Raw genomic sequence first — 25,745 nt, 5'->3', positions numbered from 1 at the left:
CGGCGGGAAGGTTCGGCGCAAAGAATCAGTGATGCCAGAAAAGGGAATCCTGGCGCGAACGGGTGTCGGCCGCCTGCGCATACTGGCTTTCCCATGGCAAGGTCCAGCCACTGCGCTTGCCGCCGCCCGGCCGGCGCTCGGCGCTGGCAAGCGCGAGCAGGCGCTTCGCCTCGCGGCTCGATGCGTCGACATTCACCGCATGTCCCGCGTCTTGCCGCACACAAGCCCATTGGCGCTCTTGCGCGCATTGCCGTGCCTCACCGATCAACGCGTCGCGCTGGTGCTCGCGCGCGACGAGGTCGGCTTGCATCTGCTGTGCGTCGCGGTTGCCGGGTTCGACGGCGAGCGCGCTCGTGAGCGCCCTGCGCGCGGGCCAAAGGTTGTTTCTGTCGAGACTCGCGTGTGCGCTGGCCAGATCTTTCGCGACTCCGGGGTGCGCACTTGCATAACGTGGCGCGGCGGGCGCGCGCTCGACCGCAGGCGCATTTTGCTGGACGAGGTTGCGCTGAGCTGCGTTCGCTCGCGGCAGGACGGCTGGCGGCCGGCTGATCAGCGCGGCTGGCGAGCCCGATGTGCCTGGCCTGCCAGGCGTGCCCTTCGGGCCGCTCACGGACCCCACGACCACCTGTGCGCCGAGTTTCGGCTCCCACTCGCTGCGATGCAGGAACGCATAACCGCCGAACGCGATCGCAAGCGCGCCGAAGCCTGCCCATGCATAGCGCGGCAGCCGCGAGCGCTCGGCAATGTGTGCCTCGTCGATCGATGAATATTCGCCGTCGTAGCCCCCGTCGTAGCCCCGATTGCCGCCAAGTCCGCCCGGGAGCCCCCCCAGGTTCGCGCGCAGACGCCCGGCGACCCCATGCGCACGTTCGCGTTCATCCAGCGCGCCCTCGCTCGCGGCTGCGATGCGGGCGGCCGCAGCCAGTTGATTCGCTCCGCATTGGGGGCACAGCGCTAGCGGTGCAATGAATCTCGTCCCACAGTAGGGGCACTCCGACGGACCGGGATCGTCGCGACCAGGGGCATTGAACATGGGAGCAGTGCGCTTTCGCTTCGATTGACGAATGGCCGCAAAATCGCCGCAAAATCGGTGCCTGATTTGCGCACCGATTCGAATATGGGCCAGTTCGCCGCGAAGATCAATCGGCGGATTCCGCCAGTCTGGCGGATACGGACAGGCATGGCGCCAGCACGCCGCGCCTGCCTTATTGCTTCACGCAGCCGACGATCGTGGCGATTGCAACGGCATCCAGCGTCAAGCCGATGTGCCCCGCGCGAGGCACGAGCGTAACCGGCACGTGGGCTCCGGCTTCCTCGAACGCCGCTGCGTACTCGCGGGCGAGAAAAACCTCGTCTTCGGCGCCGGCCAGCACATGCAGGGGTTGCCGCACGCCGCGTATGTCCGTGCGGTAGTTGGCGTGCGGGCGGAAATTCTGCATCAAATTGAACGAATACTGCGGTGTGAGCTGCTCGCGTACCTCGGGCGCCAGCGCATAGGCGATCGTCGGCAGATGATTGAAGGCGCGAATGCGCAGGCCGTTCAGCAAGGCGAGCACGGCGACACGCGGCAAGCCGACTGATACCCAGCCGCCGACCTCGTTGCGCGTGGTGCGCGCCTTGTGATGCAGGAAGGGCGCGAGCAGCACGTAACGATCGAACAGACGTTGACGCGTGCTGCCCGCAAAGCGCAGCGCAAAGCCGCCGCCCGCCGAGAAACCGACCAGCGTTTTCGGCAGCGCGCGCAACTCGCCCGGCAGCGCGGCGAGCAGATCCTCGAGATCGTCTTCGAGCTGGCCGATGTAGTCGATCGTGCCCTTGCGGCCCGATTCGCCATGGCCGCGGACGTCGGGCACGCAAGCCGCGTAGCCCGCGGCGGCGAACTGGCGCGCGAGCGGGTGGAGGCTCGCGCTGCTTGCCGACGATCCGTGGATGAGCACGACGCAGCCTTGCGGCGAGCGGGCAGGAGGCCGGTACGCGCGCCAGGCAAGTGACGCACCGTCTCGCGCGCTAAAACGGCGCAATGCGGGAAGGTCGGAGAAGTCGACTTCCTTGAACGGCGCGTTGATCGACTCGAGTGGCGCGGGCTGCTTCGGGCCGCCTTTCACGAGCGCAACGGCGGCAGCGGTGATAGCGGCGATAGCGGCGATCGGAACGGCTGAAGCGCTGAGAGACACGGGTGGACCTCGTGTACGCGACGGGTTGATTGTCTTGCCGGCGGTGATGATAGCCAACTTGCCGCCCGTGTCCTCTGTTATCCGAAACATGATGCGCGCCGGGTTGACACGCCGAGCGCTCAGATGAACAGGGAAATGATGCCGCCCAGCGTAATGCCTGCTGCGATCCAGCGTCCAATCGTATAGGTGTGGTTCGGGTCGGCGGGCACGTCGGGACGCTCGAGTCCTAGCGCACCATAAACGAGCGATTTCATCGGTTGCGCGTTGGTCGGCGTAGACCCCCCGTCGCTCGTGTCGGCCGTGTCGCCGGTATCGCTGGTATCGGCCATATCGCTGACATCGGCCGCGTCCGTCGCGTCTGTCGCATCGGCCGATTCGGTCGCATCGGCCGCGTCTGTTGCATCCGTCGCTTCGCTCGCGGCAAGGTCGCTGTCCGCGCTATCGTCCGTCGATGCGGCGGCATAGCCCTGCGGCGAAATCCGCACGGCGTCGTCCTGCGATGGGGACGATGCAACGTTCGTCGAACCGTTGTTCGACTGCGTGCCGTCCTGTTCTGCCTGGTCTGAAGCCGCGCCCGCACGGAGTGTGTTCGTGTTGGCGCTGCTGCTGGCGAACTGTGTCGCCGCCCCGATTTGCATGGTCGACTCCTTTCGACTTTCTTATGTCTACATAATCGCAGGTCCGGGCGCTGAAACGCTCCACGAATAACGCAGAAAAATTCGCGATATTCCGCGGCCAATTCCTTTGCGCCGCCTGCGACAATATCGGTATCCGTAACGTCGTGCGCGCAGGCTCGCGCGACGACCGCGGGACCCCCTACCCGCAAAAAGAAGTACGCCTCGACCCCGCATGTGGATGAAGTCTTTGCGCCTCACAAGTCCCGTAACGTTCGTGAAGAGACGAGCGTGAAGCGCCCGTCACGCCGCGAGGTTTTCGAGGCGCTTTATCGCACGCATTATCTGCAAGCTCACACGCGGCTGCCCGATGCGCTGGAGCGCGATCAAAACGACGATTACGTGCAAAGCGGGGCGCAGATCGCCTGGGAGATATGGCAGGCGGCACATTCACACGCCATCGAGCTGGCGGCGCAGCAATGCGAACGTCTTCAGCATCAGCACGACCATCAGGATTACAAAGCAATCTGCCGGATTTGTGCATGCGATATTCGCGCTCTGCAAGCGGATGCAGAGCGCGATGAAGATGTGACGTGAGTCGCCTAGGCAGGCACTGAAGGGACGAGGCGCAGGCGGTTCGCGGAACGCTTTGGATCGAGGGCGCGCGTGACTTCGGCGAGCGTGTCGCGCATGGTTTCGCGCATGGTGCCCGAGAGTTCGCCCAGTGCCGCTGCGGCGCGTCCTCGCGTGGAGGAGGCGGGGGGCGCGGCGTCAGCTTCCGGACTGCGGGTCGCACGTGCTGCGCGCGTCATGCCGGCGCGCGCGGGCGGTACGCAAATGCAGCATGCTGTGGGCTTGTGTGCGTCGCGCACGTGGCGCACGAACCGGCCGGAGCAGACGGTGCAGTTCGACAGCGTGAGCAGGCCGCCATCGAAAAAACGCAGCAGTGTCCACGCCCGCGTGAAGCTCAGCACGCGTTCGGTCTCCGCGCTCTCGCAGTGTTCGAGATAGAGACGATACGCACGCGTGAGTGCATCGAGCCGGCTGCATTTCGCTCTGTCGGTAAGGAACAGATAGATGTTGTAGAACAGCGACGCGTGAATGTTCGGCAGCCACGTGAAATACCAGTCCGCCGAAAACGGCAGCATACCCTTGGGCGGCGAGGCGTTCTTGAGTTCCCGATAAAGCCTGATCAAACGATTGCGCGACAGTGTCAGCTCTTTTTCGAGCACAGGCATGCGTGCACCCAGCTGGATCAGCTCGATTGCACGCAGGACTTCGCGCGCTTCCTCGGTCACACTGCCTTTGTACATGACGTGGTACTCCCAGGGGCAGCCGGTGACGGCCACGATGGCCAGGCGAATGCCTGAATTTACGGGCGATTATAAAAGCGCGACAAAGAGCGTCAAGAATAATATTTGGAAAGGAGTTGAAGGAACTATAAAGAAAATGCGTCGTGGAGCCGATATTCAGGCATGGCTTGAAGCGGGAATTAAACGCCCTTTACCACCATCATTACCTGTTGTGTGTAAATGGAAAGGTCCGGTAAGAATATAAATAAAAACCGGTGAAAATATCGGTGCGCAATGCACTGAAAATCGGGAAGAATTATTACGGCGTTTTGCGCTTTTACCCTTTCAGGCTTATCTGCCGGTAAACTGCGCCCTTTCCGAACGCATGCGACGCGCGACGTTGCAGCGGCCCGCACGAAGCGCGGGTACCCTACAAAAGCTGCCGACTGATGATTTTGCCTTTCTCCGCCTACACCTCTTCGTTCGCGCAGGCGCGTAAGCGTTTGCCTGTGGCCGCGACCGGCAACTTCAACCGGAGCGACCGCGCCACGCTCGCCAACCCGCCGCGCCGCGCGCTGCTCAAGGGCACGGTGAGCCTGCTGGCGCTGAGCGGTTGCGCCAGCACGTTGCTGAGTGCGTGTGGCGGCGAATACACGGGAGGCGACGGCGCGCAGGATGCGCCGACGCCCGTCATCGGTGCGGTGGCGAACTTCCGCGATCTGGGCGGCGCTGCACCCGGCTATTCGACGAGCGACGGCGCGCATGTGCGCCGCGCCTTGATTTACCGCTCCGACGCGCTCACACCGAATGCAGCCGACGCCGCTACGCTGGAGCGCATGGCGCTTTCCAACGTCTACGATCTGCGCACGCCGGCGGAAATCGACGCGGCGCCCGACATGACGCCGAGCACGGCCACTTACCTTGCGCTCAATGTGCTGGGTACGCTCGAGCCGCCGTCGTTTGCGGGCATGCAGGCCGGCGATCTCGACGCGGCGATGCAATCGCATTGGCGCACGCTCGTGACCGGCCGCATGCAATCTTCGATTTACGGCGCGCTGCTCGAACATATCGCAGATGCGCCGGGGCCGCTGCTGATCACGGGTGGGACCGGCGTGGACGTGGTGGGTTGGGCGTGCGCGCTGTTGCTGCTGATCGCAAACGTGCCGCTCGAAATCATCGTGAAGGATTTCATGCTGAGCGCCGCGTGGCGCTCGACGGGCGTAGACTCGGTCAATGTGGCGCCGCCCGTGCAGGCCAGCTATTTGCAGGCCGCGTTCGACGCGGTGCAGGGAAGCTACGGGGACCTCAACCGCTATCTCACCGTGGGGCTCGGCATTGCGTCCGAAACGGTGGATCGTCTGCGCGGCCGGCTTGTGGTCTGAGCGGCGCGCGCTGCGTAGCGCCGCTGAGCGAGCAGCTCACCGAGTCGCGAACTTATGCAGCGGCCCTTGCATCGGCCGGTAGCGCGATACGCACGCGCAGCCCGCCTTCGGGATGATTGGACAATTCGCAGCGTCCCCCTTGATTGCGCGTGAGGCGCGTCACGATGGCAAGGCCGAGTCCGCAATGGCCTTCGCCGCCGCGCGCTTCGTCAAGGCGTACGAACGGTTTGAGCGCGGCGGCCACGCGTTCGGGGGGGATGCCCGGGCCATGATCGCGCACTTCGACGATCCACTGCGCGCCTTCGCGGCGCGTGGCGATTTCCACGGGCGGCACGCCATGTTCGAGCGCGTTGTCGACGAGATTCGACACGAGCCGGTCGAGCAGCGTGCGCGGTAGCCGGAACGCCGAGCCTGCGCGCAGATCGAGCCTGAAGAGCGCCTCGTCGTCATCGCCGTCATCGGAGAAGAACTGCTCGCGCAGCAGCGCGTCGACTTCCACCTCGGGCCCCGACTCGGGCCGCTGCCGTGCGAATTCCAGAAACTGCTGAACGATATCGTTGAGCGAATCGACTTCGCGTATGAGCTGCTCGCGCTCGCGCTCCGAGCCCATCATGCTCGCGCGCAGCTTCAGGCGCGTGAGCGGCGACTTGAGATCGTGCGCGACGCCCGCGAGCATGACGGCCTGATCGTCGTCGGCTTCGTTGAGCTGCTTCATCATGCCGTTGAACGAGCCGATGAGTTCGCGCAATTCGCGCGGCCCGTGTTGTTTGACCGGCGCGGGACGATGGCCGGTGCCGAACGCGCGCGCGGCCTGGGCCACGAGCGAAAGCGGCCGCTGCATTTGCCACATGGCGAGCAATGCGAGGAGCAGCGAGATGGCAAGCATCGAACCGAACAGCGGCAGCAGATTGCGCGCCGGCGGCAGATCGACAGGCGCGACGATCCACGTGGGCTGGCCCGCGAAGCGCACCCACAGGGCTTCGCGGTGGCGCAGGTCGGCAAGGATCTCGGTGCCGGGCGGCAGATCGCGCAGGAGTTGCTTGCGCAAGTCGGCGAGCGGCTCGCGCTTCGGAACTTCGAGCCGCACGTCGGCGGGCATGTTCCAGGTGGGCACGAGATGCACGCGCAGGGCAGGCGCGAGGTCCATTTCATTGGGAGGCGCGCTCGTTGCCGCGCCCGTCGCCATACCGGGCGCCGCGCTTGTCGCGGCATGCAGCATGAGCAGCAGGCCGCGCTCGAAGCCTTCCACTTCGTGGCGGCGCGGCTGTGGCGCGAACACGATGAACCAGCATGCCTGAATGGCGAACAGCAGGAGCGCGGACATCAGCGCCATGCGCCCGAACAGCGTATTCAACGGATTGTTCATGCAATTACGCGTTCGTGCTATGGCCGCTGTCGTCTGCGGTGGAATTCGCAGTGGGGGCTTCGGTGTCGCCTTCGATGCCGACCCCGCTCTGCGGCACGAACACATAACCCTTGCCGCGCAGCGTCTGCACGTAACGCGGCTGTGCGGGATTGTCTTCGATCACGCGGCGCAAGCGCCACACCGGCACGTCGAGACTGCGCTCGTTAAATTCCATGCCGTCTGCGTGCAGCAGATCGTGAATCAGTACGCGCGAAAGCACGCGATAGGGATGCTCCGTGAAAATCTTCAGGAGCACGAACTCACTGCTGCGCAACGGCACGCGCTTGCCGTCGCGTTCGAGCGTGCGCGCCATGAAATCGAGCTCGAAAGCGCCGAAGCGGTAACGTTCGCGCGCCGCGGGTGCGCCTGCGGGCCCGTTGCCGCGCCTGCGCAGCACGGTCTGGATACGCAGCAGCAATTCCTGGGGATCGAAGGGCTTCGCGACATAGTCGTCGGCGCCCAGCGTAAGGCCGGCAATGCGGTCGCCCACCGCGCTACGTGCGGAGGCGAAGATCACCGGAATATCGTCGCCTTGCGCGCGCAGGGCGGCGAGGGCGCGCAGGCCGTCGGTGCGAGGCATCATGACGTCGAGTACGACGACCGATGGCCGCTCGCGCTCCAGCCGCGCGCCGAGATGCGTGCCGTCGTGAAGAACCGAGGCTTCGAAACCGTTGGCTCGAAGAAAGCCGGAGAGGAGATCGCGCACGACCGGATCGTCGTCGACGATGAGAACGTGTGGACTCATCGCCGTATTTTATTTGATATCGACAACCGGCAGAACAGCGCGCGACCGCAGATTTCTTGCCGCAGCTTACATGGCTTCTTACTTCAGGGCGACGGTGCCTTGCTCAATGGACGTTTGCGTAGCGTGCGCGTGCTCCGTCGATGCAACGGTGGCGCAGTTGAGCGCGCCCGCGTTCTGCTGTGCGCTTGCCTGTTCCGCGGGCTTTGCTGCGGCGTCGTTGGCCACGGGATTCGCGGGCTGCACGGGCGGTGCGTCGATCGACGCCATGCCGGCCGCCTTCGCGAATGCCGAGTTCGCGCCGGCCATCTTCGCGGTCGCCGCCGAGACGTCACCGGCCGGTGCGGCTTCCTTGGGGGGCAGGCGATGAGCGTGCGCTTGCGCGAGCTTCGTCTGGCGTGCGTCGGCGGCCACGCCGCTCGGCATTTTTTGCAGATGAAGCGGCGCGTTGGCGTCGGCCGACGCGACCTTTGCGCCCGCCTTCTTCACGCTTTTCGCGTTGTCCGCAGCGGGGGCGGCCGCTGCGTTTTCGTCCTTCGGCGCGGGCGGGATGCCGTGCATTTCGAGCACGGCGTCCTGTGCCGAAGGGGCGAGGTGCTGGTCCACGACGCCTTCCTTCACGCGCTGGACGGACGCCTGCTTGCCATGCTTGAGATCGCCTTCGAGTTCGGCGATACGGCGGTCGTACCAGTCCGTCACGCACGCCTTGTCCTTGCAGTTGTGCTGGCGCCATTGCCACTGGCTCACGCGGTCGGCTTCGAGCGCGGTCGTATCGGTGGTCGCGTCGAATGCGCTGCGATAGAGCGCGGCCAGTTTGTCGTCGAGCGCGGAGAGTGTCGGATCGTTGCACACGAGGCGCTCGGACGCCGAAGCGTTGCGCGGGCAGTGAAAACTTGCAGCGTGCGCGAACGGCGAGCCAGCGAGCGACGCGAACAGCGCGATCGCAGCAGCGTTCAGGCCGCGCTTGAAGAAGGGGGCGCGACGGATTTTCGGTTCTCGATTCATGGCAGCCATGATGATGTTGAAATAGGGGAAAGACGGTAGCAGCGTGTGGCTCGTGCGGCGTCGCAAAGACGCGAGGCGCCGCAGTGAGAACCGCAGTGGGAACTGCAGTGAGAAAGATAGCGCGGCGATGAATCTGCAATGTCTTACTCAGCGGGGAGAATGCAGAAGCGCTTACTAAACATTACATGTACCGCCGCGCGCGGTAATCGCCAATGGGCGATGACGGCCTGTAGCGCGCACCCGTGCATTGAAAAGGCGCGCAATGCGGGTGTTCAGGTCCTTACCGTGCGGGAGGATTTTGAAGAAGTGGAAAGTGGCATTCAACATTGACCGATGTCCCGGCCATCGCGCGCGTCGCTTAGCAACGATCATGCGTGCTGAGTCCTGCCGGGGGCACGTCATGGTCCGCGCAGCCCATCAACGCATCGGGTATCCGCTCCCATGCCACATGAAATCGTGTCATATGTCAGCCGTGCGAGCGCACGCACGGTGAAACTCGGCGCCGCGTGTGCCGCGGCGCTCGCGCTCAACGGCTGCGCATGGACGCTCATTACCGCGGCCGATGCGACTGGCTCCGTGATTCAGGCGGGTTACGCGGTCGCGTCGAATTACTCCTCGCCTAAATTCGTGACGGGCCGGCCGGTCAATCTCAGCTCGATCTGTATCGAGAACAATCCCATGGTCACGTCGGGAGACTTCGTGCCTTCGCTGCAGCTCGTGCTCTCGCAGCGCGGCGTGACTTCGGACGTGTACGGCGCCGGAACGGAGCCGGTGAGCTGCGAAGGACGTCTCGTGTATAACGCATCGATCGAATTTGGCAAACCGACGTTCAGCGACGAAAGCCGGGCCTATCTTTCGACGATCAATCTGACGATCTTCATGCACAACCACATTGCCGTTACGGGGCGTTACGAAGTGCGCGGCCTCGGTACCGACCGTTATTCGAGTGCGGCGGTAAAGCTCAAGGGGCTGGTGGACAGCATGGTGGTCGACCAGACGCAATTGAGCAATTCATTCCAGTCCGCTTCACGCGACCAGTAAATCTGGTGGCCCGCGCGCCGCGCGGGAAAGGATTGGTAAGGCTGCGGGCCTGTACCGGCTCGTTCTCGTCCCTTACGATTTACGCATGGCAAATAATATCTTTCTCGTCGACGACGATCCGGTCGTGCGCGACGTCACGGCCGAATATCTGCAGATGCGCGGCTTCACCGTCACGACGCTGCCTTCCGTGCGTGCGATGCAGGAGCGGCTGCGCTCCGAGCGGCCGCAGGTTGTCGTGCTCGATATCATGATGCCGGAAGTGGATGGCATCAGCGCGCTGCGCGCGTTGCGCGAAAGCGGCGACGACCTGCCGGTCATCATGCTCACCGCGCGCAATGAAGTCATCGACCGCGTGCTGGGCCTCGAATTCGGCGCCGACGACTATGTTGGCAAACCGTTCGATCCGGGCGAACTGGTGGCGCGCATTCGGTCGGTCATGCGCCGGCGCAGCATTTCGAATCTCACGGGCGCGCCGGAGAGCCGCGAATCGTTTCGCTTCGGCCCTTTCGAGCTCGATTTCCGTTCGCGGGAGTTGTATCGCGATGAGGTTCGCATGCCGCTGCGGTCTAGCGAGTTCGCGTTTCTCAAGCTGTTCGTCAATCACTCGATGACGATTCTTTCACGCGAACGCATTATCGAAATCGTGTACGGGGAAGCGGGGCGGTACCGCAATCGTAGTCTCGACGTGGCGATCTGGCGCTTGCGACGGCTGATCGAAACCGATCCTTCCGAGCCGCGCTATCTTCAGACGGTATGGGGGCACGGATACGTGTTTGTGCCCGATGGCGAAGTTGGCTTCGCCGAGCGCTTCGGCGAACATGCTCGCGAGCATGAGGGTGAAGCTGGCGGTGAGTACGCCAACGAGTTTGAAGGCGAAATGCCTGATGATGAGGAAGACTGAGCGTTTTATGCCCGACTTCGTGACCGGTCTGACACGGTTGGCCTTTCCTTGAAACCAGGGAAAGGCCAACGCGGCCGGGAATGACCAAAAAGCCTCAGAACGTCAGCACACTAAGAAACATACGCTGCAACCAGCCAACGGTAGTCGCATCGTTGAGCAATCCGCGCCCAACCTGCTCGATCCGCGCGTTGGCGATCTTTCCCGACTCAACGTAATTATCGGCTTCCACGTCATTCGGATTGACGATCCCGGAAAGCCGCAGGCGTTGATGCTCGCCACTCATCGCAATGATCTTCTCCCCCGAGACCACCAGATTGCCCGTAGGCGTCTTGCTGATGACCGTGACGGCCAATGTGCCGGTCATGTCGCTCGAAAGCGAGTGATTGCCGCTTCCGTTGAACGTAGTCGAAGCCGAGCCGATATTGAACAGGCGTGCGAGCCGTGCCGCCGCGCCGGTCGATTGATCGGCCGCCGTGGCCGTGATGTTGCTCTCGCGCTTGGCGGCGGCGCTCGTGACGTCGTTGCCGCTATACGTTTCGGAAAGCCGGATCGTGAGCACGTCGCCGATTCGCTGCGCACGCGGTGTTTCGTACAGCGAGATGGCGGTGCCCGACTGGTAGATCGCGCCGCTGGTGTTGACGTTCAGCAGCGGTTCCGCGAGCGGCGGCGTCATGGGCGTATTGACGATCGACTCCGGCGTCGCGCAGCCAGCGAGCGCAGTGGCGAGCGATGCGCACACCAATACGTACGGCAGGCCTTTCGAGCGAGTCGTGCGGCATGCGCTTGAAATTGAGGATTCCGATTGAACGAATGGCATGGCGGAGTAGTGGGTGCGAGAGTGATTCATCGGATGTAGCGAAATCGGCGGAGTTCGTCCGGGCGGCTGCTCGGCGCGTTCCGATTCAACCTTCGTCGAACTGGCTGAGCTTGAGCGTCTTCTCGCTGCCTTTGCCGCGCAGCGTGGCGGGCTTGAGCAGATACGTGAGCGTCGCGCGCTGGCTGTCGGGCAGCAGGCAGATGGTGATCGTGCTCGACGCGTTCTCCCACACGAGCAGCGGCAGCGAAGGTGCGCCGAGCACGCGCGGTGCACCGTAGCGGGTGGCGAGCAGGTTGCGCAAATCGAACGCCGTGGTCGAATCCACGACGAACGACATTTCATACAGACGCAGCGGGTCGCCGGCTGTGGCGTGCGCAAAGCGCAGGATATGGTCGACCGCGGGCACGCCGTCCACCACGGCTCGCGAAGGCGTCCAGCCTTGCGCCGTGTGGTGCGCCCATCGGCAGGCCACGGTAAGGCTCGTGTAGCTCTTGACTATCATGCCGATGTCGCTGCCCGCGATATCGGTTTCGCAAAGCAGCTCGCTCTCGTGTGGCGTCGCGCGCACCATGTCCGTTTGCCGCAGCGCGCTCAGCGGCGTGCCGAGTGCAATGCCGCGAAACGCGAACGGCGAGTCGTCCGGCGGTGTAACGCGCGCCCGGGTGGCCGATGCAACGGGCGCTGCGCGCCGCTTTTTCGCGGGCGCTGCCGACGGTTTTGCCGCGCTCGCCGCAGAGTCCACGCTCGCAACATTCACCGCGCTCGCCGCTGCCGCAGGGGCGGGGGCCTTCGGCGCGACGTACGTTTGCACGCGCCCTTCGAAATGCGTGTCCGCATGCGCGGGCGAGAGCGGCGCGGCCAGGTATGCTGCGCTCAAAATGAAAGCGATCAATGGCGCCCGTTTCATCGGCTGGACCTCGATCAGTCGACCGCCGCCGCGCAAGCGTCGAACGGCACGGCCGCCGGGTGGCCGACCAACGGCACGATCTTCAGCGTGGCCGATGCGACCCGGCATGGAAAGGCCACCACGGCACAGCCTTCGAGCGGCAGGGCGAGGCAGGCGAGGGCAACGGCCGACGCGGCGCGCACCAGATGCGTTGACAACCGTGGCGTCAGGCACATGGGCGAGCGCTGCGTCGGCGTTTCCCGTGACGGCGAAGTGGTCATGCCGAGGTATTGATGTTGTGGCCGAGCGGACCGACCGGCGCAGCCGGATGCAGGGTTTCCTGTTGCGGAAACGGGTTGCCGCCGGTGTTTCCCGTGGTGGAGTTCTTGGTGCTGCGGTTTTCGCCCGACGACGTCAACGAGGACGTGTGCGCAATACTGCTCGAACCGATAGGGCTGGTCATGATGGGCCTCCTTGGCGCAATGGAACAAAAAGAAGGGGCGCGCCGAGAGGGGGGAAGCGCGCCCCGCCTTACGCCGATCGGGGGGCAATCGGCGAGCGGCGAGGCAAATCTTCGCTTCGAGAGCGCTTGCATGAAGCAAGAATCAGCGTGGCGTTTGGCCAATCGCTTACGAGTCCTTCCAGGGGTATACGTATGTGCAAGATTGAATGGCGCACATGCAGCCGGGGGGGCGTGAATACGCGATGCTTTGAGGCGGGTCGGAGGACGACCCTCAGGCGCGATTTGCGCACGCCGGATTGGCGTGCGCTGTCTTGGGCGGGAGAGGGAAAGAAGGTGAATTGAGTGCGAGCGCCCCCAGGCTGCTCAACTCAGCAGCCTGGGACGGTAAGCAGTGGGAAGCAGAAGGGATCACGAGGGCATCAAACGCATCAAACGCCCTTCATGCGCTCCCAGCCGTGGCGAACGGCAGCCTTGAACCTTTCCCAGCCGTTTTCCGGGTAGCGAGATTCCCAATCCGCGCGTGCATTCGGTTCAACGCCTTGCCAGTCGTGTCCGCTATACCGTTCGTCCTGCCCGAGCATTGCGCCGTGCTCGTAAGCTGCGCAATATTCTTCGTAGGACATGCCGGAGTTGGCGTAGTTGGCGGCGTAGTCTTTGCGGACTTCTGTCTCGTATGAGGCGTCGTCGATTGGCGTGCCCATGACAGGGTCGCCTACCAGGCCTCTCGTCGATGTCTGCTGTGCTCCGGCTGCGTTCGCGGTCGCTTCGGGCGCGGTTGCGGCGCGCGTGGTGACCTGCCGCATGCCGCTGACCACGGTTGGCACTGCCGAAGCATACGCAGCGCGCCGTGTCTGTGCCGCCGCCTCGGGCGACGTCGCGTGTAAATTGCCGGGCGCTCGCGTCGTGCTTCCGGAGGGCGCGATGTGCGAGGAAGCGCTGTGCCAGGCTTGGCTGCGCTCCTCGATGTCGGCGGCGCCCGCGCTGCGCATGACGTCGCGCGCGAGATTCACCTGCATTTCGGAAACGTCCGCGCTGACGACCGATCCGCCGCGGCGAACGAACTCCCGGTAATCTTCGGTTTCCGGTGGATACGCGCCGTGCGTGAAGAGCCGCGCGAACAAGCGTTCGAGTTGATCGAATACCGGTGTGTGTTGCCCAGGATCACTCAAGCCAGGCGCATACACACGCGGCCCTTTTTCTAGCGGGGCCTCGACCGACATCGAGTAAATGGCGATATCGGCCTGCGCAACGCCTGCTTCGCCTAGTGCTTTTTGCGCGGAACGTGCGCTCCCATAGCTGTCGTAGACGCCCAATACGGTTTGCCTCATGACTGTCTCCCTTCGCTTTCGACATGCGGCGGTATCGCCACGTATGAGCGAGGGCGCAACAGCCATGCCCGGCTACAGGCACGCAAGACACGTCGCAGGTCAATCGCACACAGCGATCTGGCACCCGAGGGTGTTCGAACGGTGGGCGCGCGGGAGATGCACGAATCCGCACCGATGGCCAGGACCAAACAGTGCGGATTCAGCGGGTCCTTCATGGACCCGCGAAGAGATCAACTGCCCGCGATCGTATCGACCGGCTTGAAGTCGCCATGCTGGACCTTGTAGATGGTCACAGGCGCATCCTTCAGGTCGCCGGTCGGGTCGTACGAAATCGTCGCCGCCGAAACGCCCTTGATCGACAGCTTGTCGAGGTACGGGCCATAGACCTTGGGATCAGTCGAGTTCGCGTTTTTCATCGCGGTGAGAAGCGCCATCGTGCCATCGTACGAGTACGGCGAGTACGTGATGGGGTCCTCGCCAAAGCGTGCCTTGTAGCGCGACGCGTAGCTGGCGAAGCCGGGCATCTTGTCCTTCGGCAGACCGCCCATGTAGACGATCGCCCCTTCGGCCGCGCTGCCGCCGATCTTCAGGAAGGTGGGCGAGCGCGACATTTCACCGGTCACGAACGCCGCCTTGATGCCGAGCTGGCGCATCTTGCGGATCATCGGCGACGACTGCGCGTCGCCGCCGCCATAGAACACCGCATCCGGATTCATGCCCTTCAGATTGGTCAGGATTGCAGAGAAGTCGAGTGCCTTGTCGTTCGTGTAGTCACGCTTGACCACGGTGCCGCCGGCGGCTTCGACTGCCTTCGCGAACTCGTCGGCAATGCCCTGGCCGTAGGCGGTGCGGTCGTCGATAATCGCAATGCGCTTGTAGTGCAGCGACTTCACGACATAGGAGCCGACAATGCGGCCAGCCTGCGCGTCGCTCGTCAACAGGCGAAACGTCGTCTTGTAGCCGCGCGCCGTATACACCGGCGAGGTCGCCATCGAAATCTGCGGCAGCCCGGCGCGGTTGTACAGATCGGATGCAGGAATGCTGGTGCCCGAGTTGAAGTGGCCGATGATGCCGCTCACGCCATCGTCGATCAGGCGTTGCGCCACCACGGTTCCCGTGTGCGGGTCAGCCTGGTCGTCCTGCGAGTCCAGTTCGAACGATACCGCCTTGCCGCCGATGGTGGGATGCGTGGCGTTGAAATCGTTGATGGCCAGTTGCACGCCCTTTTGCATGTCGGTGCCATAGTTCGACTGCGCGCCCGTGAGCGGCGCGGCAAAGCCAATCTTGACGACATCGGCGTGCGCGGCGGCGGATGAAAATACCCAGGCGACTACAAGTGCGGAGTGCGTTACCTTCAAATTCACTTTTCACTTCCCCTCAGGTGCATGGTGGGCAATGCCGGACATTGCCTGCTTCGGTGCCGGCGAATGCGATCTTGAGTTGTTGCGAACACGCCTGTGAGCTTCGCGCTCGCGCGAGAAGCGTGGCGAGATCGGCGAAGCCAGTCTAGGTAGCGAAAATAGGTACGTCTTGGTCGATTAGGGTTCGACTCGTGACGATTTCGGCATAGTCGGCGCAAGCGGGCGCGGACCAGGGTGCGCACGGGTAGCGGCGGCGCGCAAGCCGTGCGTAGAGGCGGATGGTGCAATCAGCACAATGCGGGCACAGCGCGCGAACGCGTGCCCACCGTCGTCACGGCGCGATCGTATAGCGCAGAATCCGGTCGCGCGACTGTTCGAGCAGGCGCGTCATGGCAGCCGCCGCCGCGTCGGCTTCGCGCGCCACGATATGCCGGCGCACGGCGTCATGCAGTTCGAGGTCTTCGCTCGGCTTCGCGGCCTGGCGCTGCATCATCTCCGACGACACGCGCAGCGCCGCCTTGATCGCATTGCCGATCGTGATGAACATGCCGTTCTGCGAGGCCGTGATGATGGCGAGATGAAACTCGAGATTGGCGTCGGCGGCTGCGCGAATGTCGGAGGCGCCATGCTGGGCCGACTGGCCGTATGCGCTCGCCAGTTCCAGGTACCGGCGCTCGATGATCTGGAAGGTGTCTTCCTTGCCGTGGCGCGCGGCGAGAAAGCTCGCGCGCGGCTCGAAGCAGATGCGCATTTCGAAGATGTCTTCGACGATCTTCGAGTCGAACTGCGCGTTGAGGCGCCACGCGAGCACGTCGCGGTCGAGCAGGTTCCAGTCGGAGAAGGGCAGGACACGTGTGCCGATTTTGGGCGAAACGGCAATGAGCCGTTTGGCCGCCAGCTGTTTGATGGCTTCGCGCAGCGTGGTTCGGCTCACGCCGTAGGCACTGCACAGTTCGCTTTCGACCGGCAGCGCGTCGCCGGGCGCGAACTCGCCCGAGACCACGCGCATGCCGATAATCTTGGCGATCTGCGTTGTTATATTGCCAACGATCGGTTCGCGCTCGAACATCACTTCCCCTTCATGGACGTCGTGCACAGCGTGTGCGTGCTGTGTTATCGGGCGGTCGTCACAATCACGTTCCACGAGCCCGGCTTGAGCTTCGCGCGCACGCGTTCCCCCTCGACCGACACGGCGTTGTTGACTGCCGGCGCCACTGTAGTTGGCGCCTCCACCGTGTTCACCGCTTTCATGTTGGCATGATACAACTCGAGCGCGTGATCGAGCGTACGTTCGCGGCCGAGTCCACGCAGCTCGACATTCAATTCCATCTCCTCGCTCAGGTGACGATTGAGCGCGAAGAGGGTCGTCGTGCCCGTAGCGCGATCGTCCACGACCGCTGCGCAAAGATAAGGGATCTCCGGAAAGGTTTCCGCTTCGTAGGTGGGCGAATCGATCACCGGCTTGAGCACGCGGCCATGGCCGAATTTCGAGGCCTGTGCGAACGGGTGGAAGATGGTTTGACGCCACGCGCGGCCGCCGGGCTCCGTCATGATCGGCCCGATCACGTTGACGAGTTGTGCGAGACAGGCGGTCTTCACGCGGTCCGAGTTGTTCATCATCGTGATGAGCGCGCCGCCCACGACCAACGCGTCTTCGTGGTTGTAGACCTCCTCGATGAGCCGCGGCGCCTCGGGCCAGCCCGGCTTGCGCAGATCGTTGATGGTGCGCGCCTTGTACCAGACATTCCATTCGTCGAATGAAAGCATGATGCGTTTGGACGAATGCTTGCGCGCGGCCACGCTGTCGGCCACTGAGACAATTTCCTTGATGAACAGATCCATCACTTCGATATTGCCGAAGAATTCGGCAGTCGAATCGCGACGGTTCTCGAAGTAAGTATGTAGCGAAATGAAATCGACCTGTTCGAAGCAATGGTCGAGCACGCGGTCTTCCCACGCGCCATAGGTGGGCATTTCGTGCGTGGAGGAACCGCACGCCGCGAGCTGAATGGTGGGGTCGACCGAGCGCATGAGCTTGGCCGTTTCGAGTGCGGCCCGCCCGTATTCTTCGGCCGTCTTGCGGCAGATTTGCCACGGGCCGTCCATTTCATTGCCGAGACACCAGAACTTGATGTCGTGGGGCCTTTCATAGCCGTGCTCGCGGCGCAGGTCGGAAAGCGCCGTGCCGCCCGGGTGATTGCAATACTCGACGAATCGGCGCGCCTCGTCGGGGCCGCGCGTGCCGAGGTTCACGCCGTACATCGGTTCGATGTCGAGCGAGCGGCACCATTCGATGAATTCGTTCGTGCCGAACTGGTTGGTTTCGGTGGAGTACCAGGCAAGATCGAGGCGGCGCGGGCGCTTTTCTCGCGGGCCTACGCCGTCTTCCCAGTTGTAGCCCGAGAGAAAGTTGCCGCCGGGATAGCGCACGATCGTCGGGCCGAGTTCGCGCGTGAGCGCCATCACGTCCTTGCGGTAGCCGCGCTCGTCGGCGTCCGGATGGCCGGGCTCGAAAATGCCGGTATAGACGCAGCGGCCCATGTGCTCGACGAAGACGCCGAACAGGCGCCGGTCGAGTTCGGAAATGACGAAGTCGCGGTCGACGATGAGGCGGGAAGCGATCATGGTGTTCCTCTATCCATGCTGTAGCGGTGTGAAGTGAGGCGGTGCGCGCCGCGCAGGCGTGCACCGCATGCTGACGTTATCGTGCGAGCAGGGCGTTGGTGCGTTGTTCAGCTTCCTTCTGCACGTCGGCAACCGACTTGCCGGTCGAGAGCATGTTGCTGGTCTCTTCGCCCACGATCTGCTGGATTGCGAACTGGCGCGGCACCGTGTTCGGCAGCGCGTAACCTGTGGCCGAGATCTCCTTGATCTCCGCGCGGTGCGGCAGCGCGTTGAAGCTGGCGCTCGTGATGATCGACTCCCGTGCGGGCAGGTGGCCGGTACGCGCCCAGTCGCCGTCGTGGTCGTAGAGGAACTTGAGGAACACCAGCGCGGCGTGGCGGGTCTTCTCGTCCTTCGCGCCGCCCTTGAGCATGACCCACGAGTGGCCGTCGGCCCACACGGCCTTCTTCTGGTACAGGTTCGGGAACGGCACCACGTCGTAGCCGTTCGCAAGCGGGGAGTCGGGCTTCTTCGCAAGATTCGTGAAGTCCTCGATCATCCATGTGCCGCACATGAGCACGCCCGCCTTGCCGTTTTCGAAGGCCTGATTGGCCGCGCCGTAGTCAAGGCCCGGCGTGATCGAGCCCGCCTTCATGAGCTTGTCGTAGAGCGTGAGCGCGTTGGTGGCGGCCGGCGTGTGCATGTCGATCTTCGTCGGGCCATTGGGGAACAGCGTGCCGTTTTGCTGATAGACCCAGGTGTCGAACGTGCGCGTTTGCGCGGCCGATTCATTGGCGATCGGCACGGCGAAATAGGGCAGACCCGTCTTGGCCTTGAACTGCTTCGCCTGCGCGAGCAGTTCGTCGGGCGTTTTCGGCAGGATGGGTTTGCCGCTCGCGTCGACGAGGCCCGCCTTCTTGAACAGGTTCACGTTGATGTGCCAGAGCCACGAATGCGTGTCGAACGGCAGCGCATAGGTCTTGTCACCGAACGTCACGGCGCGGTGCGCCTGGGCCGTGAAATCGTTCTTGTCCACGCCAACCGACTTGAAGCCGTCGTCGAGCGGTTCGACCAGATTGCGCTTCACGTAGTCGCCCAGCACGGCTTCGTGCATGACCGAGATGGTCGGCACATTGCGGCTCAGAATGCGCGCGTCGAGCTGCGTATAGTAGGGCGCCCACTCGATGATCTGCGGTTTGACGACGATGTCTTCCTTGTTCGTCGCGTTGAACTGGTTCACGAGCGTCGTGATGATGCCGCACTCGCCCGAGGCCTGGCTCACGTCGTTGACCTTGCCGTATTCGGCGTCGCAAGCGCCGAAGAAGCGCGACAGCGTGATTTCCGTTTTGGCCTGGGCCGGCGCGGTCAAACCCGCCGCGAGGCCGAGCGCTGCGAGTGTGAGTACGCCGCGCACCAACGATCTTCTCATGTCTCTCTCCTGTGGAAGATCCAGCTGCCGCGCTGTCGCTGCGCTCCCAGTGGATCGTTTTGTTTGTACTACGAATTAATTAAAAATAGAGCGCAACAGATCGAAGCGTGACTCGATGGCGTCGTCTACCGAACCGCGGTGCCGGCCACGGCCGCCACGATGTACTTCTGGAAGAACAGATACAGCACGAAGATGGGCAAGCCGGCGAAGACGGCTTGGGCCATGAGGTAACCAATGCCTTCGGACTGGGCGAAATTGCCTTGCGTGGAAGCGAGCCCGATTGTCAGCGTGTACATCTCGGGCTTCGAGGCGGACACGAGCGGCCAGAGATAGTCGTTCCACGCACTGAGAAACGTGAAGATGGCGAGCGTGGCTTGCGCCGGCAGCGAAAGCGGCAGCACGACGCGCCAGAACACCTTGAAACGCGAAGCATTGTCGAGCAACGCGGCCTCTTCGATCTCGATGGGCACGGCCTTGAAGTACTGCGTCATCAGATACACGCCGAACGGCGAGGCGAGACGCGGCAGAATCAGCGCGCCATAGGTGTTGTGCCAGTCGAGCGAGGCGAAGATTTGGTGTAGCGGAATCACGAGCGCCTGCTCGGGCACCGCGAGTCCGCAAAGGCAGAGTACGTAGAGATAACGCTTGCCGGGAAACTCGGTGCGCGCGAAGCCGTAGCCCGCGAGCGAGGCGATGACGAGCGTGAGCAGCGTCTGGCCGATCGAAACGATGAGGCTGTTGACGAGCCACCCACCCACCGCCGAGGTGTTGAGGATGTTCGTGTAGTTCCGCAGCGTGAAGGGCGGCGAGAAGAGCACGTCGGTGTGCTGCTCGAGAAACGCGTTCGGTTTGAACGAGAGGCACAGCACCCAGACGAGCGGCGTGATCCACAGCAGCGCGAGCACCACCACGGCGCCGAGCATCAGTCGGTCGCCCATGCGGCCCGTTAGCGAGCCGCGCGAGCGCGTCTCGAAAGCCAGCGTGCTCATGCCTTCTCCTTCTTGCGCAGAAGCCAGGCCTGCGCAACCACCCCGATCAGCATCAGCGCGAAAAGCACTTGCGCCGCTGCTGCGGAATAGCCGAACGACCATTGGCGGAAGCCGGTTTCGTAGATGAATTGCACGAGCGGGCGCGTGGAGTTGTTCGGGCCGCCGTCTGTGAGCAGCTGGGCCTGGCCGAACAACTGGAACTGCAGCACCGCTTCGATCACTGCCACGAGCGCGACAGTGCGCCAGATGGAAGGCAGCGTGATTTTCGTGAACGTGCGCCAGCGCGAAGCGCTGTCGAGCGCCGCGGCTTCGTAAAGCTCCTGCGGAATCTGCTGGAGCGCCGCGAGAAACAGCATCATCGGCAGGCCCATGATCCACCAGACCGTGACGACGGCGATGGCGGGCAGCGCGGTGGCCTCGTGCATCAGCGGAACGAACTCCGGCAAATGGAGCGCGTGGCTCATGTCGGCGAGCAGGCCGTTGCCGGGCATCATCACGAGCTTCCAGACTAGCGTGACAATTGTGACCGATAACACCGAGGACCCGAAAAACAGCGCGCGCAGCGCTGCGCCGAAGCGGCCGGGGCGGTTCAGCACCAGCGCGAGCGCCAGGCCAAGCAGAACGAAAATCGGGACCGTGAGGATGACGAAGTAGAACGTGTTACGCAAAGCGCCGCGAAAAATCGGGTCGAGCGTGAGGTCGAGATAGTTGCGCATGCCGATGAACTCGCTCGTGCCGGCGAGCAGGTCCACGCGTTGCAGGCTGAGCCACCAGCCGAGGCACAACGGGACGATCAGCAACAGCACGTAGACGATCACGAACGGCAGCACGAACAGCGCGTTGGACCATGGCGCGCGCAGGTTGCGCCGCCGGCCGTCGCGCGTTTTTGGCAGCGGGATGGCGAGCGAGCGGTTAGAGGCCATGCCACGCCTTCCCGGTTTCGTCGAACACATGCAGGTGCGCCGCGTCGAGACTCATGCGGATCGTGTCTCCGGTTTCGATATCGAGCTCGCGCGCACGCGGCAACTCGGCCACGAGCAATTGGCCGTTGGGCATGCTCACATGGGCGAGCGAGCGGTCACCGAGCCGCTCGATGACTTCGGCGCGGCCAACCAGCGGCCCTTGCGGGTCCAGCAGCACGTGTTCGGCGCGTACGCCCAGCGTGAGCTTGCCCGCGGGCAGGCTCGCTGTGGCGATGGCCGTGGGCGCGTGCACGCCGTCGAACGGCAGTCCGACGATCAACCGGCCGCCGTTGTCGCCCACGCGCTCGACATCGATGAAGTTCATGGCCGGCGTGCCGATGAAGCCCGCGACGAAGCGCGTGGCGGGCCGTTTGTAGATCTCGAGCGGCGCGCCGATCTGCTCGATACGCCCGCGGTTCATCACCACGATGCGGGTGGCGAGCGTCATGGCTTCCACCTGGTCGTGCGTGACGAACACCATGGTCGAGTGCAGGCGCTGATGAATGCGCGCCAGTTCGAGGCGCGTGCGGGTGCGCAGCGCGGCGTCGAGGTTGGAGAGCGGCTCGTCGAACAGGAACGCTTCGGGCTCCTTCACGACGGCGCGCCCGATTGCAACGCGCTGGCGCTGACCGCCCGAAAGCTGGGCGGGGCGGCGCTGCAGCAGCGGACTGAGTTCGAGCATGCGCGCGGCTTCGTTGATGCGCTGGTCGACTTCGCCCGCGCTCACACCCGTATTGCGCAGGCCGAACGCCATGTTGTCGTACACGGTCATGTGCGGGTAGAGCGCGTAGTGCTGAAACACCATCGCCACGCCGCGCTTGCCCGGAGGCTGTTCGTTCACGCGCCGCTCGCCAATGCTGATCTGGCCGTCGCTCACGGTTTCGAGCCCGGCGATCATGCGCAGCAACGTGGATTTTCCGCAGCCCGAGGGGCCAAGGAAGACAAGGAACTCACCGGATTGAATGTCGAGGTCGAGGCCGGTGATCACCTCGGTTTCGCCATACCGCTTCGTTACGCCGCTCAGTCGGATGCCCGTCACGGTGCCTCCTGTGGAGTAGTCTCGTACCGCCGCTTTTAGTGCGTTGATATTATGAAAAGAGCGGCCACCTAACCCATTCGTGTAAACACTGATCATCCGGTGTCCCAAATAATGGGTTCTATGCGAATTGCGTGAGGGACTGAATTCGCACGTGACGTGGGGGTGTTGATTGATCAAAGAGGGAGGATGCGCTGATTGAAATTAAAATTATTTGGCATCCTGAATAAAGATAAGGTGGTTGTCGTGAAGAAAAAGCGGTTTGACGCGGGTGCCGGCGTTGCCGGTCCCCGTCGGCGATCAGTCCAGCACCAACGTACCGAGCGCAAATGCGCCGAGCGCGGCCACCGCAATCCCGACCCAGTAGGCGAGATTCCATTGCGGCAACAGGCCCTCGCGTCGCAGCGCATTGACACGGCGCTTATGCTGCACGACCGCGACCAGCAAGGCCACCGTCCCGATCACGACCATCGCCGTGCCGACCGCGCGCGGCGACCACGTTGTGCCGAAATGCCCGACAATGGGCGCGCCCTTCTGGCTTTCCACGTATTCGAAAAACTTCGCGAGCGTAAAGCCGAAGCTGATCATCGACAGCGCGGTGCGCAGCCAGGCCATGAGCGTGCGTTCGGCCGCGAGAAAGGTGCGCTCGATCGCGAGCGAGGTGCGTGCGCGCGTTTGCAGCGTGCCTTCGTCGGGCTTGACGGGCGCCGACAAGTCCGTGTCGGGTATCAAGGGATTGTCGCGGTCATGTGAGGTAGGCATGGCGTGACCTTTAAGGCGTGCCGGATGAAAGCGCTGAGCGGCTGCGTTGCCATTTCACGTATGGAATGGCCAGCATCGTGCACAGGATCAGATAGAGCACCAGCGTGGGTGCGAACTGCTCGCCGGGAAAGTTGACAGCGGAAATGGACAGTGCGATGGCGGGATGGCGCGAGGCGGTGGACAGCGCAAGCACTGATGCGTGCTGCTGCTCGGGCCCGCCGAGCCAGTGCCCGACGATCAGGCCCGCAAGCACGAAGGCAACGATGGCGACTACCGTCCAGTGGCCGGTGGCCACCCAGATTCCATGCCAGGTGCCTGCCAGCAGGGCGAGTATGCCCGCAAACAGCAGTACGGTGGCCACGAGCCGAACGGGCGCGAGCAGGCGCTGTGCGGCGCCTGAAGCGAGCTTCGAGACCAGCACGCCCGCCACGAGCGGGGCGATGATCATGGTCAGCACGATTTTCATGATCGCAACCGGGCCGACCGCTATCGCTTCGGCAAAGAGCCAGTTCAAGAGTGCCACCGAGAGCGGAACCGTGACGATGGAAACCAGCGCAAGCACCACGAGCAAACCCAAACCGTAGGGCGCGATGCCGCCTGCTTTCTTGTGTTTTCTGGGCAATAGCGGCGGCACCGGCGAGATGGCGAGCGCGATCAGCACGACGGCGGTCGGCTGCGGCAACTGGAGGTAATACACGCACGCGACCACGATGAGCGGCATGATAACCAGCATGGCGATGAGCGAGCGCACGAGCAGGCCGGGCCGGCGTGCGATGTAGAGCAGGTCGTCGCGCGTGGCCTGCAAGCCATACGTGAAGACCGTTCCTGCAATGGCGCACTGGAGCGCGAGGAGAGTCAGGGCCTTGGCGTCCATGGATGTCCTGGCACGGCGTGCCCTCGGTGGCGTGCGGACGAACGCCACCCGAGGGCTGCACTAACGCAGTGGCGCGCGAACACGCGCCGCGTGGGCTGACTGGCGGTGGCTAGCGGTGGCTAGCGGTGACCGCCGCCTGCGGCGTCCATCATCTTCTCGACCACCTGGTCCACGCCGAAGCTCGCCGCTTTCTGGCGTGGCGGGAATTCCTTGAAGGTCTGCAGGAATTCGGCGACGCCGGCTTGTGCCGGCACGAGAATGAAGACGTGATCGAGCAGCCAGTCGTAGTAGGTGTTGGATGTGATATCGGCCCGTTCGTAGGGGTCTGTTCGCAGGTTGAATATCTTCGGCACCCGCAAGGTGACGAGCGGTTCGGCCCATATCCTCAATGTGCCGGTCGTGCGCTGCTCCATGAAGACCACTTTCCAGTTGTCGAAGCGCAGGCACGCGAGGTCGCCGTCGTCGGTGAAATAGAAGAAGCCTTTTCGCTCCGGTTTCTTCGCCTTGCCGGTGAAGTAGGGCAGCAGGCTGAAACCGTCGAGATGGACCTTGAAGTCCTTGCCGTTGGCCTTGAAGCCTTTCTTGAGTTCCTCCTTGATATCCGGGTTGCCCGCTGCATCGACGATGGTGGGCAGCCAGTCGAGGTGGCTCACGATCTCGTTGCACACCGTGCCCGGATCGATCACCCCCGGCCAGCGCACGAGGCAGGGCACGCGGTACGCACCTTCCCAGTTGGAGTTCTTCTCGTTGCGAAACGGCGTCATGCCGGCGTCGGGCCAGGAGTTCATGTGCGGACCGTTGTCGGTGCTGTACATGACCATCGTGTCGTCCGCAATGCCCAGTTCGTCGAGCAACGCGAGCATCTCGCCGATATGCTTGTCGTGCTCGACCATGCAGTCATGATATTCGGACTGCCAACGACCTGCCTGGCCACGGATGCGGTCCTCGATATGCGTGCGGAAGTGCATGTGCGAGGTGTTGAACCAGAGGAAGAACGGCTTGTCTTCTTTATGCGCTTTCTGGATGAACTCCTTCGCGGCCGCGAGAAATTCGGTATCGACCGTTTTCATCCGCTCTCTGGTGAGCGGGCCGGTATTGTCGATCTTCTGGCCGCCCTTGCCGTCGGACCAGCAGTGCAGCACGCCGCGCGGGCCGTACTTCTTGCGGAAGTCGGGAAACTCGTTGGCATCGGGGTAGTCGGGTAGTTCCGGCTCTTCCTCGGCGTTGAGGTGATAGAGGTTGCCGAAGAACTCGTCGAAGCCGTGCATCGTGGGGAGATGCTCGTCGCGGTCGCCGAAATGGTTCTTGCCGAATTGTCCGGTGCTATAGCCAAGGTCCTTCAGCAGTTCCGGAATATTCGGATCCTCGGCGCGCATACCGAGCGGCGCACCGGGCAGGCCGACCTTGGTCAGTCCCGTGCGCAAGCCGCACTGTCCCGTGATGAACGACGCGCGGCCTGCGGTGCAGCTCTGTTCGCCGTAGTAGTCGGTGAACACTGCGCCGGCCTCGCCGATGCTGTCGATGTTGGGTGTGCGGTAGCCCATCAGCCCCTTCGTGAAGATGCTGAGATTGGACTGGCCGATGTCGTCGCCCCAGAGGATCAGGAAGTTGGGTTTCTTCTTGCCCGCCATGGAACACTCCTTGTCGTAGAGCTACCGTCGACGGTAGCGGTGTGGGA

27 protein-coding genes are annotated in these 25,745 nt (G+C 63.4%); 5 read left to right on the top strand and 22 right to left on the bottom strand.

Features of this window, described 5'->3' with window-relative positions; translation table 11 throughout:
- Nucleotides 1–25: 25 nt before the first annotated feature.
- The 3 genes from U5A57_RS09135 to U5A57_RS09125 all read right to left on the bottom strand — a co-directional run bounded on the left by U5A57_RS09135 (nucleotide 26) and on the right by U5A57_RS09125 (nucleotide 2,812).
- Nucleotides 26–1,033 (bottom strand): hypothetical protein, encoded by a 1,008-nt coding sequence (locus U5A57_RS09135; RefSeq protein ID WP_321910069.1) that lies wholly within the window; start codon nucleotides 1,031–1,033, stop codon nucleotides 26–28.
- Between the two features lie 172 nt (nucleotides 1,034–1,205).
- On the bottom strand, nucleotides 1,206–2,174 hold the full coding sequence (locus U5A57_RS09130) for an alpha/beta hydrolase (protein ID WP_321910068.1): 969 nt from the start codon (nucleotides 2,172–2,174) through the stop codon (nucleotides 1,206–1,208).
- Between the two features lie 119 nt (nucleotides 2,175–2,293).
- The gene (locus tag U5A57_RS09125; protein ID WP_321910066.1) at nucleotides 2,294–2,812 is read right to left on the bottom strand and encodes a hypothetical protein; all 519 of its coding nucleotides are present in this window, start codon (nucleotides 2,810–2,812) and stop codon (nucleotides 2,294–2,296) included.
- Between the two features lie 213 nt (nucleotides 2,813–3,025).
- On the opposite strand from U5A57_RS09125, the gene U5A57_RS09120 reads away from it, so the two are divergent.
- Nucleotides 3,026–3,385: a hypothetical protein gene (locus U5A57_RS09120; RefSeq protein WP_321910065.1), complete on the top strand. Its 360-nt coding sequence runs from the start codon at nucleotides 3,026–3,028 to the stop codon at nucleotides 3,383–3,385.
- A 5-nt stretch (nucleotides 3,386–3,390) separates the two neighbouring features.
- Here U5A57_RS09120 and flhC read toward each other — a convergent pair whose 3' ends face one another.
- Nucleotides 3,391–4,101 carry a flagellar transcriptional regulator FlhC gene (gene flhC, locus U5A57_RS09115; protein ID WP_321910064.1) on the bottom strand — a complete coding sequence of 237 codons (711 nt, stop codon included), beginning with the start codon at nucleotides 4,099–4,101 and terminating at the stop codon, nucleotides 3,391–3,393.
- A gap of 49 nt (nucleotides 4,102–4,150) precedes the next feature.
- Here flhC and U5A57_RS09110 point away from each other — a divergent pair, with 49 nt between their 5' ends.
- Both U5A57_RS09110 and U5A57_RS09105 read left to right on the top strand, forming a co-directional pair.
- Nucleotides 4,151–4,345 carry a hypothetical protein gene (locus U5A57_RS09110; RefSeq protein ID WP_321910062.1) on the top strand — a complete coding sequence of 65 codons (195 nt, stop codon included), beginning with the start codon at nucleotides 4,151–4,153 and terminating at the stop codon, nucleotides 4,343–4,345.
- Between the two features lie 184 nt (nucleotides 4,346–4,529).
- Entirely contained in the window at nucleotides 4,530–5,462 is a 933-nt protein-coding gene (locus U5A57_RS09105; protein ID WP_321910060.1) for a tyrosine-protein phosphatase, read from the top strand.
- Between the two features lie 52 nt (nucleotides 5,463–5,514).
- On the opposite strand, the gene U5A57_RS09100 is transcribed toward U5A57_RS09105, so the two are convergent.
- The 3 genes from U5A57_RS09100 to U5A57_RS09090 all read right to left on the bottom strand — a co-directional run bounded on the left by U5A57_RS09100 (nucleotide 5,515) and on the right by U5A57_RS09090 (nucleotide 8,614).
- Nucleotides 5,515–6,828, bottom strand: a complete 1,314-nt coding sequence (locus U5A57_RS09100) for an ATP-binding protein (protein ID WP_321910059.1) — start codon at nucleotides 6,826–6,828, stop codon at nucleotides 5,515–5,517.
- Between the two features lie 4 nt (nucleotides 6,829–6,832).
- A complete protein-coding gene (locus U5A57_RS09095; RefSeq protein ID WP_321910058.1) occupies nucleotides 6,833–7,612 on the bottom strand; it encodes a response regulator in 780 nt (259 codons plus the stop codon).
- A 78-nt stretch (nucleotides 7,613–7,690) separates the two neighbouring features.
- Nucleotides 7,691–8,614, bottom strand: a complete 924-nt coding sequence (locus U5A57_RS09090; RefSeq protein ID WP_321910056.1) for a hypothetical protein — start codon at nucleotides 8,612–8,614, stop codon at nucleotides 7,691–7,693.
- A 441-nt stretch (nucleotides 8,615–9,055) separates the two neighbouring features.
- On the opposite strand from U5A57_RS09090, the gene U5A57_RS09085 reads away from it, so the two are divergent.
- Together U5A57_RS09085 and U5A57_RS09080 are read left to right on the top strand one after the other, a co-directional pair.
- Nucleotides 9,056–9,655 (top strand): hypothetical protein, encoded by a 600-nt coding sequence (locus U5A57_RS09085; RefSeq protein ID WP_321910055.1) that lies wholly within the window; start codon nucleotides 9,056–9,058, stop codon nucleotides 9,653–9,655.
- An 85-nt stretch (nucleotides 9,656–9,740) separates the two neighbouring features.
- Nucleotides 9,741–10,556, top strand: a complete 816-nt coding sequence (locus U5A57_RS09080) for a response regulator (RefSeq protein ID WP_321910054.1) — start codon at nucleotides 9,741–9,743, stop codon at nucleotides 10,554–10,556.
- A gap of 94 nt (nucleotides 10,557–10,650) precedes the next feature.
- Here U5A57_RS09080 and U5A57_RS09075 read toward each other — a convergent pair whose 3' ends face one another.
- The 15 genes from U5A57_RS09075 to U5A57_RS09005 all read right to left on the bottom strand — a co-directional run bounded on the left by U5A57_RS09075 (nucleotide 10,651) and on the right by U5A57_RS09005 (nucleotide 25,698).
- The gene (locus U5A57_RS09075; protein WP_321910053.1) at nucleotides 10,651–11,295 is read right to left on the bottom strand and encodes a flagellar basal body L-ring protein FlgH; all 645 of its coding nucleotides are present in this window, start codon (nucleotides 11,293–11,295) and stop codon (nucleotides 10,651–10,653) included.
- 163 nt (nucleotides 11,296–11,458) lie between these two features.
- The gene (locus U5A57_RS09070) at nucleotides 11,459–12,280 is read right to left on the bottom strand and encodes a hypothetical protein (RefSeq protein WP_321910052.1); all 822 of its coding nucleotides are present in this window, start codon (nucleotides 12,278–12,280) and stop codon (nucleotides 11,459–11,461) included.
- Between the two features lie 14 nt (nucleotides 12,281–12,294).
- A complete protein-coding gene (locus U5A57_RS09065; protein WP_415774047.1) occupies nucleotides 12,295–12,540 on the bottom strand; it encodes a DUF6726 family protein in 246 nt (81 codons plus the stop codon).
- Nucleotides 12,537–12,722: a hypothetical protein gene (locus U5A57_RS09060; protein ID WP_321910051.1), complete on the bottom strand. Its 186-nt coding sequence runs from the start codon at nucleotides 12,720–12,722 to the stop codon at nucleotides 12,537–12,539. The genes U5A57_RS09065 and U5A57_RS09060 overlap by 4 nt, the downstream gene beginning before the upstream one ends.
- Before the next feature lie 428 nt (nucleotides 12,723–13,150).
- Nucleotides 13,151–14,050 carry a hypothetical protein gene (locus U5A57_RS09055; RefSeq protein ID WP_321910050.1) on the bottom strand — a complete coding sequence of 300 codons (900 nt, stop codon included), beginning with the start codon at nucleotides 14,048–14,050 and terminating at the stop codon, nucleotides 13,151–13,153.
- Between the two features lie 230 nt (nucleotides 14,051–14,280).
- Complete coding sequence (locus tag U5A57_RS09050) at nucleotides 14,281–15,414, bottom strand: branched-chain amino acid ABC transporter substrate-binding protein (protein ID WP_321910049.1); 1,134 nt, start codon at nucleotides 15,412–15,414, stop codon at nucleotides 14,281–14,283.
- Between the two features lie 328 nt (nucleotides 15,415–15,742).
- On the bottom strand, nucleotides 15,743–16,480 hold the full coding sequence (locus U5A57_RS09045; protein WP_321910047.1) for a FadR/GntR family transcriptional regulator: 738 nt from the start codon (nucleotides 16,478–16,480) through the stop codon (nucleotides 15,743–15,745).
- Nucleotides 16,481–16,524: 44 nt separating this feature from the next.
- Nucleotides 16,525–18,036 (bottom strand): alpha-N-arabinofuranosidase, encoded by a 1,512-nt coding sequence (locus U5A57_RS09040; RefSeq protein ID WP_321910045.1) that lies wholly within the window; start codon nucleotides 18,034–18,036, stop codon nucleotides 16,525–16,527.
- Nucleotides 18,037–18,112: 76 nt separating this feature from the next.
- Nucleotides 18,113–19,444 (bottom strand): extracellular solute-binding protein, encoded by a 1,332-nt coding sequence (locus U5A57_RS09035; RefSeq protein WP_321910043.1) that lies wholly within the window; start codon nucleotides 19,442–19,444, stop codon nucleotides 18,113–18,115.
- A 125-nt stretch (nucleotides 19,445–19,569) separates the two neighbouring features.
- Nucleotides 19,570–20,433: a carbohydrate ABC transporter permease gene (locus tag U5A57_RS09030; protein ID WP_321910041.1), complete on the bottom strand. Its 864-nt coding sequence runs from the start codon at nucleotides 20,431–20,433 to the stop codon at nucleotides 19,570–19,572.
- Nucleotides 20,430–21,356: a sugar ABC transporter permease gene (locus U5A57_RS09025; protein WP_321910039.1), complete on the bottom strand. Its 927-nt coding sequence runs from the start codon at nucleotides 21,354–21,356 to the stop codon at nucleotides 20,430–20,432. Before U5A57_RS09025 ends, U5A57_RS09030 begins: the two co-directional genes overlap by 4 nt.
- Nucleotides 21,346–22,434, bottom strand: a complete 1,089-nt coding sequence (locus U5A57_RS09020; protein WP_321910038.1) for a sn-glycerol-3-phosphate ABC transporter ATP-binding protein UgpC — start codon at nucleotides 22,432–22,434, stop codon at nucleotides 21,346–21,348. The genes U5A57_RS09025 and U5A57_RS09020 overlap by 11 nt, the downstream gene beginning before the upstream one ends.
- 297 nt (nucleotides 22,435–22,731) lie before the next feature.
- Nucleotides 22,732–23,193: a DUF202 domain-containing protein gene (locus U5A57_RS09015; RefSeq protein ID WP_321910036.1), complete on the bottom strand. Its 462-nt coding sequence runs from the start codon at nucleotides 23,191–23,193 to the stop codon at nucleotides 22,732–22,734.
- Nucleotides 23,194–23,203: 10 nt separating this feature from the next.
- Nucleotides 23,204–24,067: a hypothetical protein gene (locus U5A57_RS09010; RefSeq protein WP_321910034.1), complete on the bottom strand. Its 864-nt coding sequence runs from the start codon at nucleotides 24,065–24,067 to the stop codon at nucleotides 23,204–23,206.
- A 119-nt stretch (nucleotides 24,068–24,186) separates the two neighbouring features.
- Nucleotides 24,187–25,698 carry an arylsulfatase gene (locus U5A57_RS09005; protein ID WP_321910033.1) on the bottom strand — a complete coding sequence of 504 codons (1,512 nt, stop codon included), beginning with the start codon at nucleotides 25,696–25,698 and terminating at the stop codon, nucleotides 24,187–24,189.
- Nucleotides 25,699–25,745 lie beyond the last annotated feature (47 nt).

Source organism: Paraburkholderia sp. J11-2 (assembly GCF_905220185.1).
In the GTDB taxonomy this organism is placed as follows: Bacteria; Pseudomonadota; Gammaproteobacteria; order Burkholderiales; family Burkholderiaceae; genus Paraburkholderia.
This window is presented reverse-complemented; position numbering and strand designations above follow the sequence as displayed.